Origin of the sequence: Enterococcus sp. DIV1368b (assembly GCF_050529595.1) — a bacterium.
In the GTDB taxonomy this organism is placed as follows: Bacteria; Bacillota; Bacilli; order Lactobacillales; family Enterococcaceae; genus Enterococcus_B; species Enterococcus_B mundtii.
Window position 1 is genome coordinate 2111053 of record NZ_CP172883.1, and the last position, 16674, is coordinate 2127726.

Here is a 16674-nt window from a genome sequence, read left to right on the forward strand (position 1 = left end):
TTCTAACGAGAGCCTTACGTTAAAAACTATTGAAATCGACTCTCTTGATTTTACGTTTTTTTGCTTCTAATAACCACAGCTCCATAAACTGAGCGGCTACGGTTCTTTCATGATCGACTGCCACAAAAATCGTTTGAATCAGTTCACCAGTTTGCTGATCTGCGTCAGTCGTTTCGATTTGTCTCGCTTGTCCAAAAGCGAAAATCATTGGTTTTTCTGCGTCATCTTGTGCTGCTATAAACGATATATTCAATGGATCGTTTATATCTGGCAACGTTAGTTCCTCCAAGAATCGATTTTCTTGTTGCCTGATCAACGTATTGATCATCGGTAGATCTGCTTCGGTTGCTGGCCGAATGATCATTCAAACCACTCTTTTCTTTTTTTGACCGTTTCTATCCAAATATTGGCAATCGTTTCATGACCCAGTAGTGTCGGATGGACACCATCATCCCCTGTGTATTTCTCATAGCCATATGAGATGCCTAAAGAATTCAACGTTCCATCTAACGGGACAAAAACTGCTTGATATTCTTTTGCTAGTTGACGAATCAAGTGGATCTTTGGATCAAGATCACTACGCCAACTTCTCCGATCGTCAGGCTCTGGCAAAACAAATGGTTCCATCAAGACGATTTTTTTGATGCCACTTTCCACTAAACGATCAAGTAAATACCGATAATCTGCTTCAAAACGAGTAAAGGATTCTTTTGTCGCAAATGCTTCAGGCTCGCCTACATTGTGCCATGTATCATTGATGCCGATCAAAATTGAGACGATATCAGGTTTCAAATCGATGCAGTCTGTTTGCCAGCGCTTCTTGAGGTCTGCCAACTTATTTCCGCCGATTCCGCGATTGACGAATGTCCACGTGTTTTCTGGATCACTCGCAGCCAATTTTGCTGCTGTTAACAGTGCATAGCCATGACCGAGATCGTCAGTTTCTCTACCCGCATCTGTGATACTATCTCCAATGAATAAAAGTCGTTGTTCCATCTCATCCCCTACTTTCCATGCTACTTTTACGTTATTATCCCATACACGTCTAGCCAAGGAAAGAAGGAAATGGAACATTAGTGATTTTATAACTACTTCTTAAAAAAATGCGTTCCACGAAAATCCGATGAACGATTTTCGTGGAACGCGTCTTATTTCTTATGGGTAAATACGATTTAACAAACGTGGGAATGGAATTGCTTCACGTACATGATCGATCCCTGAGATCCAAGTCACTGTACGTTCTAAGCCTAAGCCGAAACCAGAATGTGGAACAGATCCGTATTTACGTAGATCTAGGTACCATGAGTATTCTTTTTCGTCTAAGCCATGATTCTTGATTTGTTCAAGTAAGAAATCATAGTCAGTCGCACGTTCACTTCCGCCGATGATCTCTCCATATCCTTCAGGTGCGATCATATCTGCACAAATCACGACATCTTCTCTTGTTGGATGTGGTTTCATATAGAATGGTTTGATCGCTTTTGGATAGTTCAAGATAAAGACTGGTTGTTCAAATGAGTTCGCAATGAACGTTTCGTGTGGTGAACCGAAATCATCGCCCCACTCGATATCGTCAAAGCCATTTTTCTTCAATAACTCAATAGCATCATCATACGTGATACGTGGGAAAGGTAATTTAGTATAAGTTTTCAATACTTCTTTATCACGTTCTAAGACGTCTAAAGCATACTCGCAGTTATCTAATACACTTTGAACTAAGAAAGCAACATATTGTTCTTGTACTTCTAAGCTTTCTTCTTGATGCGTGAACGCCATTTCAGGTTCGATCATCCAAAATTCGATCAAATGACGACGTGTTTTTGATTTTTCAGCACGGAAAGTTGGTCCAAATGAAAATACTTTACCAAATGCCATTGCAGCAGCTTCCATATACAATTGGCCACTTTGTGACAGATACGCTTTTTGGTCAAAGTAGTTTGTCTCAAATAGATCGGTTGTTCCTTCTGGCGCAGAACCAGTCAAGATCGGTGGATCGATTTTAACGAATTGGTTGTTGTTGAAAAATTCGTAGGTTGCACGGATGATTTCATTTCGAATCTGCATCACTGCGTGTTGGCGAGAAGAACGTAACCATAAATGGCGATGATCCATCAAGAAATCTGTTCCATGTTCCTTTGGTGTGATCGGATAATCATGGCTTTCACTTACTACTTCAATGTTCGTGATCCCGATCTCATAGCCAAATTTAGAACGGCTGTCTTCACGAATCTCACCTGTCACAAGGATCGATGTTTCTTGAGAAAGATTTTTTGCCATTTGGAAAACTTCCTCAGGCACTTCGCTTTTTACGACAACTCCTTGGAAGAATGCTGTCCCATCTCGTAATTGTAAAAAGGCGATTTTCCCACTTGAACGCTTATTAGCGACCCAAGCACCGATCGTTACTGTTTCGCCTACATGTTTTTTTGAATCGATGATTTGAATTTGTTCCACGTAAAATTCTCCTTTGTCCTATAATAATTTCTATTCGTTTTGACTTTTACTCTCAATAAAACGTTGGATTCGTCGGATTCCTTCTTCTAACGTTGCTAGATTCGCCGCATAACTCAAACGAACATTTTCCGGTGCGCCGAAACCTTCACCTGTAACTAGAGCAACCCCTGCTTCTTCTAGTAGATCTTCGACCCACGGCGTCACTTGTTCATAGCCACATATCGCTAACGTTTCTTTCACATTCGGAAACAAGTAAAATGCGCCTTGTGGTCTATTGACCGACACCCCGGGCAAATCAGCAACAAGCGGAAATACGATGTCTAGACGTTCTTCAAATGCTTTGCGCATCTCTTCAACGGTATCTTGTTCCCCTTGTAGTGCTTCCACAGCCGCATATTGACTGACTGCAGTTGGGTTACTAGTTGATTGTGACGCAATCGCAATCATCCCATCAATGATTTTTTGATTGCCGACCGCGTATCCGATACGCCAGCCTGTCATTGCATAGGTTTTTGATACACCGTTGATGATTATCGTCTGTTCACGTATTGCTTTTGAAATCGTTGCAATTGGAGTAAACTCATTGTCATTATAAACTAATCGGCCATAAATATCATCAGCAACTATTAAAATATCGTTTTTTACTGCCCATTCACCGATCTCTTGTAGTTCTTCTTTTGTATAGATCATCCCCGTCGGATTGGAAGGAGAATTGATAATGACTGCTTTTGTCTTGGAAGAACGTGCTTGTTCCAATTGTTCGAGGGTCACTTTGAAATCATTGACTTCTTGACCCGTGACAAAAACAGGGACACCTTCTGCTAACTTGACTTGTTCCCCATAGCTCACCCAATAAGGCACTGGAATGATGACTTCATCTTTTGGATCTAGGATCGTTTGGAATAAGGCATAAAGGGCAAATTTCGCCCCGTCTGTCACAATCGTCTGAGAAGCATCGTAAGTCAATCCATAATAGGTTTCCAGATACGAAACGATTGCCTGCCTTAATTCTGGAATACCCGCTGTCGGCGTATAATAACTTGCTTTTCCATTCTTGATGGCTGCGATCGCTGCTTCTTGGATATTTTCAGGTGTAGCAAAATCAGGCTCTCCTACGGTCAAACTGATAATGTCTTTCCCTTGTGCTTTCAATGCCTTTGCTTTTGCTGCAGTTGCTAGTGTTACGGAAGGCTCTAAGCGTTCCACTCTTTTTGACTGTTTCATCCAATCTACCCTTTCATCCGTCTTTTCTATATCCCGCTGATGACTTTGACTTCCTCTCCCGTTTCAAAAGAAATTAAATAATAATTCAACTGGTCATCTGGCGTTTTGGCAATGACTTCCCATACTGGTTCATCTTTGTACATCCCTAAGGAAGCTTTTTCCACTTGTTGATCGGGATGCTTCTGGCTGATTTCTTGGCGGGCAGCTTCTTCGGTCAATCCTGCTTTTTGTTCTAAAACTTTTACTCGCTCACCTGATTTAGGAATGATCACTGCAATATCTTGCCCTTTATCGTTTTGGCCTGTTAATGAAAAATAAGTGGCTTCTCGAGTAAACCAATAGAATTGGTCCACTTCCTCGAGATTTGCATATTGTTCAGCTAGCTTTGTCGCCTCTTGTTTCGCTTGCGTCATTGGGCGTGTCGCACGCAGATAAAAAATAGTGCTGATCACGATTACTGCTAATAAAGCGATGATCAAGCCTAATAACACGCGATTGATCGTATGTTCTTTGTTTGTCTGATTCTTCAAGGACTGTCGCTCCTTCTTTTTTCATTGATGTCCATTATAACAGATTTCGAGGTGAAAATAGTCCTCGATCATGGCTTAATTTCTTCGTTTTTGTTTAAGAAATCATGGATATCCTCACAAATTTGTTCAAAAGGCGCCTCTTGGACAGGTATTTTTTTAGGTAAAGCATGAATGATCCTCGCGCCATATTTTGCGGTCACCAATCGTCGATCTAAAATCAGCAAGACGCCTTTGTCCGTTTCCGAACGGATCAAACGACCTAAAGCTTGTCTGACCTTCAATGCTGCCTTTGGTAAGGATTCTTGATAAAAAGGATTGATGCCTTCTGATTCTAAATACGCATTTCTCGCTTTGACCATCGGACGTTGTGGATGATCGAATGGCAGTCGCGTAATGACGACTAATTGTAACGCATCTCCTGGCAGGTCGACGCCTTCCCAAAAACTATCTGCACCGAATAGTACGCTCATTTCAGAAAGAACAAAGCGTTTCAATAGTTTCTCACGACTGCCACCGATTCCTTGAGCTAAAATCTCTCTTCCTTGTTCAAGCATTGTCAAATGCATTCGTTGATATACCTTTTGTAAAACATCATGAGAGGTAAACAAAACCAGGATTGGTCTTTTTTCTTGTCTGATCAACTGGTATAACACATCCGTTAGATAATCGACATATGCTGTACCACTTAATTGATTGATCTCTGGTGCTTCTTTTGGTACGAAGATCCGTGCTTGTTTTTCGTAATCATAAGGAGAGGCAATGACTTTCAGCGGAGTTCCTTCAATTCCTAATCGTTTCGCTAAATATTGACGATCTGGACCTACTTTTAATGTCCCACCTATATATAAAATCCGTTCATAGCGCTGATACCAAACTGTGTTTGGGATCAGTGCGGCAGTGAAATCGTGGAGATGGAACATCGTCTGCTGAGGGGTGGCACCCGGAACGAACCAATGGACTAAACTTTCTTGCCAATTCTCCAACCATTCTTCCATAAAACTTGCTTGTTGATCTAAACGATCAAATAAAGCATACAAACTTGCAAGATCGACACGCATTTGCTTCGTCCAACTTTCTTGAAGCACCTCTAACCCTGAACGGATCCTGTACTGCAATTCCTTTATTTCTTGGTAAAAAAGATGAAGATGGTCAATGGCTGTACTTGCTTCAAAAGATAATTTATCCAAGTCCTCTTTCATGATCATGACTTCTTCCGGGTAAGTTTGTCTTTTTTGTTGAGGTACGATCTCAAGTAGCCCTTCAGCTAAACAAAGCTGTGCCTCACGAAGCGCAGACAACTCTTCTTTGTAGATATCAAGCCAGCGCTGGCCTTCATGATTGGCTGGAAGATAGCCTTTGAAGCGATCGAACAAACGGTCAGGTTCTTCGAATAATTGTACTTCCTTGTTAAAATAGCTCAAACTGAATCGTTGATCATTGACTTTTTCAGCAATCTCAGGCAAATGATGTGCTTCATCAATCAATAAATAAGGACTTTCAGGCAACAACGGTGTCTTTCTTTGTGTTTCTTGGACTAAAAAAGCATGGTTGACGATCAAGAAGTTACTTTGCTTGATTTGTCGATGCAAGAATCGAATAAAATCTTGTTCATAGAACGCTTGTTTTTTCGCTAAAAAGTCAAGCCCGCGATGCGAAACATCTGTAAAAAAGGCATGATTCAAATTCGTTAGATGCAACTCATCTAAATCTCCTGTTTTCGTCTGTGTCAGCCAGACAAGAACCGTCATTTGATAGAGTGCATACTGCTTTTGCTCTTTTGGCTCAAGTAGTGTGGCTTTAAACCGTTGCAAATCGAGATAATGGCGGTAGCTTTTGATAATCGTCGCTTGGATCGGTTGGTCGAATAATTGGTTTAACAAAGGAATATCTTTTTCCATGATCTGCTCTTGTAAAACAAGCGATACCGTACTGATAACTGCCGGCTTCTCCGGTGTGGCTAAGTAGCTAAGAGGCAATAGATAACCAATCGTCTTACCCATACCAGTCGCTGCTTCGATCATCAAATTTTTCGATTCATCTTTGGTAAAATGATCATAGACAACATTCATCAAACGATTTTGTTCTTTACGATATATCAACGTTTTTCCAAATATTTTTTCTTTCGCTTGTTTTTTTCTTGGATAATCTTTATGGCCATAGTAAACTTCTGAAAACAGTTCGACTTCTTTTTTTTGTAAGGCGATCCCCTCGATGATTTCCAGTTCATCGGATAAAGGGGGTGGTTGCTTTCTCAGTTCGTTGGTGATTTGTTCGATGAATAATCTGGTATCCATCCCTGTATGCTTGCTCAGTTTCACGATCTGTTCAAGCGTCACTAAAGGTAACTGACACATCCGTTCTTCAATCAGTAAGAGCAACTGTGCTGTCACTTCTGCATCACTGTCTGCCTGATGGGGGTTATCGTGGATAAAACCCAGACTTTCTGACAAATCAGCTAAACGAAAGCTCGGTTCGGTCGGCAAAAATATCTGTGCCAACTCGACCGTATCGATTCCCGGAATCTTTAATTTAGGTACGCCACAGCGAGTCAATTCATGATTCAAAAACTGATAATCAAAATAAATATTATGCGCCACGAAGATAGTATCCGCTAGAAGGTTGTAAATCGTTTGTGCTACATCTTCAAAATAGGGTGAACGATGGACACGTTGATTGGTGATCCCTGTCAAATGCTGGATCTGTTTTGAGATTTTTCGCCCAGGGTTGATATCCATCGAATAACGAGAGGTGATCCGCCCATCTTCGATCATGACACATCCAAATTGGATAATGCGATCTTCTTTTGGATTTGTCCCAGTCGTTTCAATATCAACGACTGCATAAGTTTTCGGTTTCAACATATCTTCCTCTTCTCTTCCCTCTAGTCTTCTTTTGAAATTATACTACAAATCACTTGAAAATTCTTAGGAAATCAACCTAAAGCATACGTCTGTTGTTATCTTTGCCACTAAGAGAAACAGTAAGTCCACTTCCAGCCTCCTTCTCTCGTTATCACTCATCCAACCATGCAAGGCGATGTCTAAGGTGTAGAGAATCAGAGCATATGAAAAGAAAACACAAAAAAGCCCAGACCGCTAGGAACTAGCAGACTGAGCTTTTATTTAGTAGTGGGTTAATTAAGCTTTAACAACGTTAGTTGCTTGAGGGCCACGTTGACCTTCTTCAACATCGAAGTTTACTGTTTGGCCTTCTTCTAAAGTTTTGAATCCATCACCTTGGATAGCTGAGAAATGAACGAATACATCGTTGCCGTTTTCTGCTGTAATGAAACCGAAACCTTTTTCTGAGTTAAACCATTTCACTGTACCTGTTTCCATAATAAAAATCCTCCTTGTGTATCAAACACATATTTTGCAATTACTTGAATGGTGAATATCTGGAAGATGTTTATTTGAAACAAACTACCAAGATTACCGAACAAAAACTACATAGTTATTGTAGCACATTAATTACAGTTTAGCTAGTAAATTTTGGACTTTTTTTATTTTTTTTTCATTCTTTTGCTTATTTCTCCAAAAAAAACGAACGTTTTTAATTTACACTTAAAAAAAATTCACTTTTCAACTTGCTGATCTTCCCATCTTTCTCCTGAGAAATAAGAAAAAGCCACGAAATCAAGTAAATGATTTGCATGGCTTTTCCTTTCTTATTAAATGGATGACCAATCGTTTCTAGGTACTGTTCCTAGAGACTAATAACGTAATATCGCGGTCAAACTCTTTTCGTCAGGCGCATCTTTTTGATCCAAGATAAAGACTTGTCCGCCATTAGTGATCACGTCGTCAGCCAGTTGATTCAACACTTGTCGACGGTCGTATTCTGTTTCTGGGTCTTCACCAAATCCGTCAGCCAGATTAGAGGTTGCGATAAATAAGTGAGAAATCTTCCCTTCTTTCGCTGCTGGCACGATGTCCACTAGTTGATCCAAGAATTTTTTATCTAACAATTGATTGTAGCTACTTGCTTCCTTCGCTGCCAGTTCATCCGAAAGTTTCTTCGCACCTGCTTCGATATCTTTTAAAGATAATTGGGCAGGTGAAGCTGAGATCGCTACATCTGAACGGTAATAAGGGTTTTTTGCCACTTTTTTGAACATTGTTTGATTCTCAGGCAAAGCGTACAAGTACACAGGCCATTTTTCAGGATTATCCAAGCTGTCTTTAAGAAATTCATCGACCGCTTGATAATAATTGATCCAGTCAATTTCAACTTCTTCGTCTTTCGGGTTCACCCCATGGAATGTTGAGCCTTCACTACCATTTGACGAGTAGTTGATACCTCCACCTGTCAACTCAGAGCCTAAAGCTGTCACCACATCTGTTGGTGCTCCTTCGGGTAGATCAACTTCTTTTACTTGTTTGTTGCTTACTTCGTAAAGCTTCATTGAATCACGATTCAATCCCAGTAAATAATACGAGTAGTTAAAATGTCCATTTTTGATGATCGCTAATAAATAAGGTAGATCACTTACATAATATTGATCATCTACTGCAATGCTCAAACGATGAACAATGGTACTTTCAGGAGACAAGATCACCGCGACACTCGCAGTGGCACTGCGCCAAAATGAAGCATCTTCTAGTAGTTGATCGATCTTTTTTTGAAAAATCGACCAATCATGCTCCGCATATTTCTTTTCAAAACGTTTTTTTGCTTCTTTTGCAAAGTTCTTGAATTTGATCTGATCTTTTTCCACATCTTGATGTGCAACGTGAGTGTTTAGCATAATAGTAATAAATGGTCCTTTGGCACCTTCTGAAGTCAGTTGTGACAGTAACTCTCTATCCTTTTTCGCCATAAACGTACCCCTCCTAAAAATCATTTCTTCAATACTACTAACTAAAGTCTACCACAACCATTTTTATCCATAAAACAAAATGACCCCTAGACAAAAAAACGTTTTCAATCTCATCTCTAACTATGGCTTGTTTTCTTCAACTATTCTTCAAAATTTCATCAATGATTCGTTACATTTCACAGCGAAATTATTCATACCTAACTGATAACATAAAGAAAAATAGAAATCGAGGTGTTTTTATGCAATTATTGATGATATTTAGTTTACTATGTATGACTGCTCTATTTGTATTCACTGCCTTTCGTCTAAATGAACCCGAGGCTCAACCTGTGCGAGTCAAAAAGAATCAATGCTAACTATCCTCTTGTGTTCGTTTGGTTTATCTAAAGTTTTTTTCAGAAAGATTGAAACTACGCACACTCTCTGATAAAATTTTAATTTGTAGCAAATCAAATTAGAAAACAAGGAGATTGGACATGGGCACTAAGAAAAAACATTTCGCTTTACTGTTGGCAACGCTTCTTTTGACGTTAGGATCATTCTTGCCAACTTTATCCGTACAGGCCGATGAAGCATTTTCTGTGAATTCCCAAGCAGCCTTTGCTGTGGATGCAACAAGCGGAAAAATTTTATACGACCAAGACGGAGAAAAAACAATGGGGATCGCGTCAATCTCAAAAATCATCGGGTTGTACATCGTACTTGACCAAGTCAAAGAAGGAAAATTATCTTGGGATGATGAAGTGGCAATCTCCGATTATGCTGAAACATTAAGCATCGCACCTAATTTATCGAATGTTCCCTTACATAAGGAGAATACCTATACTGTAAAAGAACTTTTTGACTCTGCCTTTATCCAATCAGCCAACGCATCAATGGTCGCTTTAGCTGAAAAGATCTCTGGTAGTGAAACAGCATTTCTGACTGTCATGAATGACCAGTTAAAAGAATGGGGCATTGAAAATGCAACGATCGTCAATGTTTCTGGGTTGAACAATGTTTACCTTGGCGCAAATCGTCCAGAAGGGACTGGCGAGGTAGATGAAAATCAAATGTCCGCAAAAGACGTAGCAATCATCGCACGTCACCTGTTACTCGATTTCCCTGAGGTACTAGAAGTGACGAGCACTGCAACAAAAATGTTTGGTGAAAACACACAATCCCCGGTGGAAATGGTCAATTGGAATTGGATGCTTCCAGGTTTTATCAACTTCAAAGAAGGCGTTGATGGACTAAAAACTGGAACAACTGATTTTGCTGGTGCTTGTTTTGTCGGTACCATCGAACGAGACGGCAAACGCATCATTACAGTCATATTGAATGCTGAAGGTCATGAGCAAAACCCAAGCGTTCGCTTCACCGAGACGGCTCGCTTGATGGATTATTGCTATGATAACTGGTCAGTCAAAGAAATCGGTAAAGCAAACGCAAGCATTCCTTCACTCAAATCGATCGATGTGAAAAACGGAAAAGAAACTTCTGTCAATGTCGTATTAAAAAGCCCAGTCAGTGTCTGGGTCAGAAATGATATGGATACGGGTCAATTGACGATCACACCTAAGATCAATGAAACAAAGGTAAAGGATAATGAACTTGAAGCACCGATCGTTAGAGGCACAAAGGTTGGCACAGCCACCATCACTTTAGCTGATGATCAATTGGGTTACTTAGAAGATGGTGCCTCTCCAAGCACAGACATCATCACTGCTAGTTCGGTGGAAAAAGCGAACATCTTTGTGATTGGCTGGCGCAATGTCACTAATTTTTTCAGTAATCTATTCTAAATAAAAATTCCAAATAGTTAGATCAACTACTTACCCAAACAGTCAAAGCTGGCTCTTCTTCACGAATCGACGAGACGCCATCAACCTTTACTGTTTGGGTATTTTTCTGTTTCTTACAGAAAATAAATGTATTTTCTATTTTTTCTTTTTTTATAACAGCATTTTTACAAATTTTTCGTTATACTGTAGATGGTAGATTGTTACTTGTAGGGTTGGTCTATGAGGGGCGAGTAACACTATCAGTTCGTGTTGAATAATCATCACTAGTCTGTTAATCAGCTGTTTCCTTTTTCATTCGCAGTGATGACTCCACGATTAGAAAAAGGAGTTGGTATTATGAATTTAACAAGAGATTTGATTTTTTCGATTCTCTATATCATTGGGATGGTTGGGATCATCACCTGGCGCAGGAAACAAAAAGATCCAGCGTTATTCTTTTATTGTGGTACTTGGACATTCGCATTGATGCTTACGTATTTCATTGTATTAGAGATCTTTTATGCGAGTTTTTATTTCTTGATCCCTCTCGCTTTTTTCAGTATCTTTGCTTTTTTTTACTTTACCGAAAAAAGGCGACTACTGAATGGTTTGATCTTCAATTTATTTTTGATTAGTTTCGGCGCTTATTTATTACTCTTGCTTTTTGAGACGCAGAATATCTTTATTGGTGGGATTTTTGCTTTGATTGCAGTACCTGCTCTATTGATTTTACTATTTGGTATATATATTTTGGTCGTCTTTCTCATTTGGAATGGCATCATCGTCTTAAAAAGAGAATCACGTTCACTGGCTAATCTTTTGACTTTACTACTAGGGATTGCATTAACACTATATATAGTTGCCACAGTATTTTTAATCAATTACTTGCCAGCGTGGATCAATGTTCTTCTTTCTGGTATAGCAGTCATCTTGATTTATCTGTTTATTGTCTTCTATAATTTTATGACTGTCTCTTTCTTATATCAGTTCAACCGACCACGTTATAACCAGAATTATATTATTGTATTAGGCGCAGGCCTGATCAACGGGGAACGTGTTTCTCCCCTGCTAGCTAAACGGATCGACAAAGCGATTGCCTTTTATTGGGCCCAAAGTCATGCTACGCTCAATCCACCGATTCTTTTGATGTCTGGTGGTCAAGGTGCAGACGAAAAGTTACCAGAAGCAATTGCCATGAAAAACTATGCCTTGGAAAAAGGGATTCCGGAGCGAGACATTTTAGTTGAAACAAATTCAACAACCACTTTAGAAAATATGCGTTTCTCTAAAGAATTGATGGATCGTGAATCTGGCGGTGGCGCTTATCGTGCGATTTTCAGTTCAAATAATTACCACATTTTCCGTGCAGGACTCTTTGCGAAGCAAGCACAGTTAAAAGCCAATGGTATTGGTGCAAAAACAGCCTTTTATTATTTGCCGAATGCTTTTCTTAGAGAATATATCGCGATCTTGATGTTGCACAAAAAACGGCATATGATCGTGTGTGGTACTATCTTTGGACTGACTGGATTGCTAGCTTTGATCACACTTATCGCCTAAAAAAAAGAAGTTGCGCTTCATGCAACTTCTTTTTTTCTTTCAATCAGTAAACTATTCTCTCTGGTCTTTTTTCATTGGTAAAAATAAAATCCCTTTTTTGATCATTACTTTTTGTGCGGAGTAGATTCCGTTATTTCCTGAACACATGAAACTGATCAAACAAATCATAAAAAAGAAACTAGCTGCTTCTCCTCCAAATAATTCGATCCCCATGACAAAACAAGCAATTGGTGTATTCGTCGCTCCAGAAAACACACCGATAAATCCTAATGCAGCTAGAAAAGGAATCGAAACATGCAGGATGGGCGCTAAAGTTGCCCCTAGAGTTGCGCCAATCTCAAACAAAGGGGTCACTTCCCCACCTTGATAGCCAGCGCCTAAAGAAAGGACAGTAAATCCTAACTTACCGATAAAATCATAGGCATGTGCTTTTCCGGCAAACGCATCTTGCAATAAAGGCAAGCTAAGTCCTAAGTAGCGTTGTGTTTGTAAAATCAGTGCAACAACTACGACAATTCCTCCACCAATAAAATTTCTAGTGATTGGATGTTTGAACCATTTCAGATACCACTTTTTCAAAAAGACGATCGAACGACTAAAGACCCAACCAATCACGCCAAATGCGATACCCGCCACCATCAATTTGCCAAATAGAGCAGGACTCCACCCTGGAATTTCCCCCATCTTATAATGGATATGTGTGACACCAATACTTTCCGTTACAAAATTAGCAAATAAAGCAGCAAAAAAACTGGGAAAGATCGCTTCTGTTCGCATCTTTCCGATCGCTAGTACTTCAAGTCCGAACAATGTGCCTGCTAAAGGTGTCCCAAACACTGAACTAAATCCCGCACTGATCCCACTAATGATCAGCACCTCTCGTTCGATAGGACTCAATTTTAATCCTCTTGCTAGATTTTCAGCTAAAGCGCCACCCATTTGGACTGCTGTTCCTTCTCGGCCGACAGAACCGCCAAAGAGATGCGTCGTGATCGTACCGAAAAGCGTTAAAGGAATCAATCGGAGCGGGATTTTTTCTTCCCCACCATTCCCTTGATCAATGACCAGATTATTCCCACGACTGGCATTTCCACCGTATCGTTGATAAAGAAATGCAAATAATGCCCCACTAACGGGTAATAGATACAATAACCAAGTATGTGCTTCTCGTAAATCCGTCACCACGGTTAAGCTATTTAGAAAAAAAGCGGAAAGTCCTCCCATTAGTACGCCTAAACAAGCAGTGATCACTAACCATTTCAACATATATGTTCCTACTTTGAATGGACTAAGTAAACGTTGATCCATTTTTCTATTCCTCCCCACAAAAAAAGCCTACTAAAAAAACGGATTCTCCGATTTTTAGTAGGCGTCATTAGTCATCTATCGATCGACATTTAAAGGCGAACACCATCACCTATTCATTTACAGAAAGTCTATCATACATTCTCAAGAAAAACAATGGCGCTATTTTTCTTTCTTCACGATGTCTGTAAATTCATAGAATGGTGCCAGCTTTACTAGTTGCTGATTGCACTGATCACTATCATGACAAATGTAATTTCCTTTTTTAGTATACGTGCCATCTGATCCTGATTTTGTCGTAGAAAGAAACATCGAAACACTCGAAGTCTTATGGCAAATCGCGCATACTCCTTTGATGATCGTCGGAGAAAGTGTGCCATGGACACCTTGTAGCCGCTCATCTGCATAATAAAGCAGATATTTCTTCTGTGTTCCTGGATCATTCCAGCCCACATAAGTATGCTCTTTAAGATCCAATGTTTGCCAATCTGGGTGTTTCAGCTTTTTCACTTTTCGGAATATTTTTTCCACTTGGATTTTTGATGGTTGCTTGAATGGCGCAACATGTTCTTTTAAACGTTCGAGCAATTCTGTCGCTTTTTCTTTTTTCAAGTTTGTGTCCATGATTTGCTTCACAAATGGTTCAAGTAAGGCGATTACATTAGGATCATTTTCTACTACCTCGTTGATTCGTTCTGTGGCTAATGCTTGAACAGTTGCGACAGTTTTTTTATCATTCACTGAATGATAGACATTTAACAGTTGCTCGATTTCTCGTTTGATAAAGAAATATTGATACGTTTTGATTGTTGTTTCCATGATTTTTTGAGTCCTTTCTTCTTTCAAAAGTAGCTACTTTGAAGAAAAAAGAGTCCTTCAACAAAGTAAGCTTAATAACTGAAGTCCTTGAACTCTGCTAAATAAGATACGTATGGCATCTTATCATCACCCCCTTTATGCTTTTTTTCATCTATGTACATTCACCTAATAAAGAGTTAACCTTATAAAACTTGTTTCGTCAACTACTTTCCCACAAAAAAACAGTCAAAGGTTTCCCATGATAGGGACCTTCGACTGTTTTCGTTCGGCTGGTCAAATAGTTAGATCGACTGTTCTTTTCCAAAATATCGTTGCCATTTTTGTTTCATTGTATCCGTTACTGGTTGCGCCGCTTCTTTCACTGCACAATACTTGTCGACAAATGTCACAATATAGCTTTCTTTGTATTTTGGTGGAGCGATCGTTGCCCCCCACATATGTTTCAAGATGATGTCACGCTCTAAATCAGAAAGTTCAGTAATCTTTTCTGCATTTTTCACAGCGATCCTAGGATGCACATACGCATGTGTGCCTTCATCAAATTTTGTTGTACGCCAGTCATAATAGAATAGGTCATGTAAAAGTCCTGCACGTGCAGTAGCTCTTGCATCTCCCCCCCATTTTTTTGCTAATTTGTAACTATGATAAGAAACACTGATCGAGTGTTCCAATCTTGTCGAATGTACATGTTGGATATAATCAGCTAATTTTTGTACTGCTTCTGTTTCTAATAGATCTTCGATATAAGACATGTATTCTTCGTCTTCACGCCATTTTTCTGTCATAATTTTCGATCTGCCACCTTTTTGAATTTCATTTATCGTTGAAATTGTACATAGTATATCATTCATGTTCGGAATATTCTAGTGAGGTTGTTTAAAAATCCAAAAAGCTTAATAGTTCCTTAATCAAGAAGAAAGATGATACAACAATATGCCCGTAGCTACACCGACATTCAATGATTCAGCATGACCATTCATTGGGATATAGATGTTTTTATCAGTTAGTGCTAATAACTCTGACCGCACACCTTGCCCTTCATTTCCCATAATGATCACATAATTTTTTGTTGGTACGACGGTTGGAAGAGAAACAGCTTCTTCATTGAGTTCTGTTCCGTATATCGCAAATCCTTTTTCTTTCAATTCAGGAATGAGCGCGTCTAACTCTTGTGAGATAACTGGTAAATGGTAATTGCTTCCCTGCATACTTCTTAAAACTTTGGTGCTATAAATATCAGCTGAACCTTTCCCTAAGATCACACCTGCTAAACCAAACGCATCTGCTGTTCGGATCATCGTTCCGACATTTCCAGGATCTTGAACATTGTCTAAAAGCAACCAGCCTCCTGTATCTATTGACACCTGGCTAACTTCTAGCGGCATCACTGCCACGATTCCTTGTGGTGTTGGTAGATCAGAGATCACCGCCATCACCTCATCCGTGACTAAAAAGCAATCCAATGTGTGTTGTTCGACCCATGTCCCCCATTCTGACCAGCCTCTTTCAGTCAGAAAGATCTCTTTAGGTATGACTTTGGCATTCACAGCTTCTTCGATCAAGTGAAACCCTTCAAGCAGGTACTCCTGTCCTTCTTCGCGGTGCTTCTTTTTATGTAATTTTTTTATTTCTTTGATTCTAGGATTTTTTGCTGATTGAATTTTTTTCACGTTTTCCACCTCACTTCATTATAGCATGGAATCAATCGTTGGGCTTGTTAGTTTTATAAAAAATCGTTATCATAAATTTATCAAATAGAGGAAAGAGTGGTGCTTCAAATGAAAAAAGTTAAAATGAATGTTCAAGGGCGTGTCCAAGGTGTAGGTTTTCGTTATATGACAAAAATAGTAGCTGATCAATTAGGCGTGACAGGAACAGTTAAAAACGAAGAAGATGGTTCGGTGACGATCGAAGCCGCTGGTGAGGAGGAAACCATCGATCAGTTCATCAAAGAAGTCAAGCAATCACCTAGTCCCAGTGGTCGTGTCCAATATGTCGACTTACAAGAACATCCGATGATGGAAGAACGAAAGAAATTTGATGTAATTGGCTAAATTTCTCTTCTTGAACGCACATATGAAGAAAGTCGTTGTTGCCGTCTACTGACAGATGATTTTTTCAATTGTCTGTTCTTTTACTGGTCTTCCCTGTCCCTCACATGATTGGCTAAACTTAGGGGAATTATTTGAATTTTCTATGA

At 39.6% G+C, this 16674-nt stretch carries 15 protein-coding genes and 1 riboswitch; of the genes, 3 read left to right on the plus strand and 12 right to left on the minus strand.

What is annotated here, in order from left to right; all coding sequences use genetic code 11:
• Nucleotides 1-19 precede the first annotated feature (19 nt).
• The 8 genes from IGJ19_RS09680 to IGJ19_RS09715 form a co-directional block, all read right to left on the minus strand.
• The gene (locus IGJ19_RS09680) at nt 20-364 is read right to left on the minus strand and encodes a hypothetical protein (RefSeq protein ID WP_430603838.1); all 345 of its coding nucleotides are present in this window, start codon (nt 362-364) and stop codon (nt 20-22) included.
• The gene (locus IGJ19_RS09685) at nt 361-996 is read right to left on the minus strand and encodes an SGNH/GDSL hydrolase family protein (RefSeq protein WP_115358021.1); all 636 of its coding nucleotides are present in this window, start codon (nt 994-996) and stop codon (nt 361-363) included. The genes IGJ19_RS09680 and IGJ19_RS09685 overlap by 4 nt, the downstream gene beginning before the upstream one ends.
• Before the next feature lie 159 nt (nt 997-1155).
• Nucleotides 1156-2454 carry an asparagine--tRNA ligase gene (gene asnS / locus IGJ19_RS09690; protein ID WP_010734979.1) on the minus strand — a complete coding sequence of 433 codons (1299 nt, stop codon included), beginning with the start codon at nt 2452-2454 and terminating at the stop codon, nt 1156-1158.
• 30 nt (nt 2455-2484) lie between these two features.
• A complete protein-coding gene (locus IGJ19_RS09695) occupies nt 2485-3678 on the minus strand; it encodes a pyridoxal phosphate-dependent aminotransferase (protein ID WP_430603840.1) in 1194 nt (397 codons plus the stop codon).
• 26 nt (nt 3679-3704) lie between these two features.
• Nucleotides 3705-4208, minus strand: a complete 504-nt coding sequence (locus IGJ19_RS09700) for a DUF5590 domain-containing protein (RefSeq protein WP_071867476.1) — start codon at nt 4206-4208, stop codon at nt 3705-3707.
• Between the two features lie 68 nt (nt 4209-4276).
• Complete coding sequence (locus tag IGJ19_RS09705; RefSeq protein WP_430604565.1) at nt 4277-7066, minus strand: helicase C-terminal domain-containing protein; 2790 nt, start codon at nt 7064-7066, stop codon at nt 4277-4279.
• Between the two features lie 279 nt (nt 7067-7345).
• Nucleotides 7346-7546, minus strand: a complete 201-nt coding sequence (locus tag IGJ19_RS09710; RefSeq protein ID WP_005875554.1) for a cold-shock protein — start codon at nt 7544-7546, stop codon at nt 7346-7348.
• Between the two features lie 374 nt (nt 7547-7920).
• Nucleotides 7921-9027, minus strand: a complete 1107-nt coding sequence (locus IGJ19_RS09715) for a hypothetical protein (protein WP_071867474.1) — start codon at nt 9025-9027, stop codon at nt 7921-7923.
• Nucleotides 9028-9503: 476 nt separating this feature from the next.
• Here IGJ19_RS09715 and IGJ19_RS09720 point away from each other — a divergent pair, with 476 nt between their 5' ends.
• Together IGJ19_RS09720 and IGJ19_RS09725 are read left to right on the plus strand one after the other, a co-directional pair.
• Nucleotides 9504-10811, plus strand: a complete 1308-nt coding sequence (locus IGJ19_RS09720) for a serine hydrolase (protein ID WP_430603843.1) — start codon at nt 9504-9506, stop codon at nt 10809-10811.
• Between the two features lie 336 nt (nt 10812-11147).
• The gene (locus IGJ19_RS09725; RefSeq protein WP_071867472.1) at nt 11148-12350 is read left to right on the plus strand and encodes a YdcF family protein; all 1203 of its coding nucleotides are present in this window, start codon (nt 11148-11150) and stop codon (nt 12348-12350) included.
• Nucleotides 12351-12401: 51 nt separating this feature from the next.
• Here the strand turns inward: IGJ19_RS09725 and IGJ19_RS09730 are convergent, their stop codons facing one another.
• The 4 genes from IGJ19_RS09730 to IGJ19_RS09745 all read right to left on the minus strand — a co-directional run bounded on the left by IGJ19_RS09730 (nt 12402) and on the right by IGJ19_RS09745 (nt 16144).
• Complete coding sequence (locus IGJ19_RS09730) at nt 12402-13658, minus strand: voltage-gated chloride channel family protein (protein WP_086334943.1); 1257 nt, start codon at nt 13656-13658, stop codon at nt 12402-12404.
• A gap of 51 nt (nt 13659-13709) precedes the next feature.
• A riboswitch (Fluoride riboswitch) is annotated at nt 13710-13777 on the minus strand.
• Between the two features lie 40 nt (nt 13778-13817).
• Nucleotides 13818-14474, minus strand: coding sequence for a FusB/FusC family EF-G-binding protein (locus tag IGJ19_RS09735; protein ID WP_195513498.1), 657 nt, complete (start codon nt 14472-14474; stop codon nt 13818-13820).
• Nucleotides 14475-14755: 281 nt separating this feature from the next.
• Nucleotides 14756-15259: an HD domain-containing protein gene (locus IGJ19_RS09740; protein WP_071866780.1), complete on the minus strand. Its 504-nt coding sequence runs from the start codon at nt 15257-15259 to the stop codon at nt 14756-14758.
• Between the two features lie 123 nt (nt 15260-15382).
• Nucleotides 15383-16144: a TrmH family RNA methyltransferase gene (locus tag IGJ19_RS09745; protein WP_071866779.1), complete on the minus strand. Its 762-nt coding sequence runs from the start codon at nt 16142-16144 to the stop codon at nt 15383-15385.
• Nucleotides 16145-16252: 108 nt separating this feature from the next.
• On the opposite strand from IGJ19_RS09745, the gene IGJ19_RS09750 reads away from it, so the two are divergent.
• On the plus strand, nt 16253-16528 hold the full coding sequence (locus tag IGJ19_RS09750; RefSeq protein WP_034687338.1) for an acylphosphatase: 276 nt from the start codon (nt 16253-16255) through the stop codon (nt 16526-16528).
• Nucleotides 16529-16674: the final 146 nt, after the last annotated feature.

Bases quoted from the DNA above. Each gene is read 5' to 3' on its own strand.
- IGJ19_RS09735 (WP_195513498.1), bottom strand. From the start codon at position 14,474: ATGGAAACAACAATCAAAACGTATCAATATTTCTTTATCAAACGAGAA.
- IGJ19_RS09740 (WP_071866780.1), bottom strand. From the start codon at position 15,259: ATGACAGAAAAATGGCGTGAAGACGAAGAATACATGTCTTATATCGAA.
- IGJ19_RS09715 (WP_071867474.1), bottom strand. From the start codon at position 9,027: ATGGCGAAAAAGGATAGAGAGTTACTGTCACAACTGACTTCAGAAGGT.
- IGJ19_RS09720 (WP_430603843.1), top strand. From the start codon at position 9,504: ATGGGCACTAAGAAAAAACATTTCGCTTTACTGTTGGCAACGCTTCTT.
- IGJ19_RS09730 (WP_086334943.1), bottom strand. From the start codon at position 13,658: ATGGATCAACGTTTACTTAGTCCATTCAAAGTAGGAACATATATGTTG.
- IGJ19_RS09750 (WP_034687338.1), top strand. From the start codon at position 16,253: ATGAAAAAAGTTAAAATGAATGTTCAAGGGCGTGTCCAAGGTGTAGGT.
- IGJ19_RS09695 (WP_430603840.1), bottom strand. From the start codon at position 3,678: ATGAAACAGTCAAAAAGAGTGGAACGCTTAGAGCCTTCCGTAACACTA.
- IGJ19_RS09685 (WP_115358021.1), bottom strand. From the start codon at position 996: ATGGAACAACGACTTTTATTCATTGGAGATAGTATCACAGATGCGGGT.
- IGJ19_RS09710 (WP_005875554.1), bottom strand. From the start codon at position 7,546: ATGGAAACAGGTACAGTGAAATGGTTTAACTCAGAAAAAGGTTTCGGT.
- IGJ19_RS09680 (WP_430603838.1), bottom strand. From the start codon at position 364: ATGATCATTCGGCCAGCAACCGAAGCAGATCTACCGATGATCAATACG.
- IGJ19_RS09725 (WP_071867472.1), top strand. From the start codon at position 11,148: ATGAATTTAACAAGAGATTTGATTTTTTCGATTCTCTATATCATTGGG.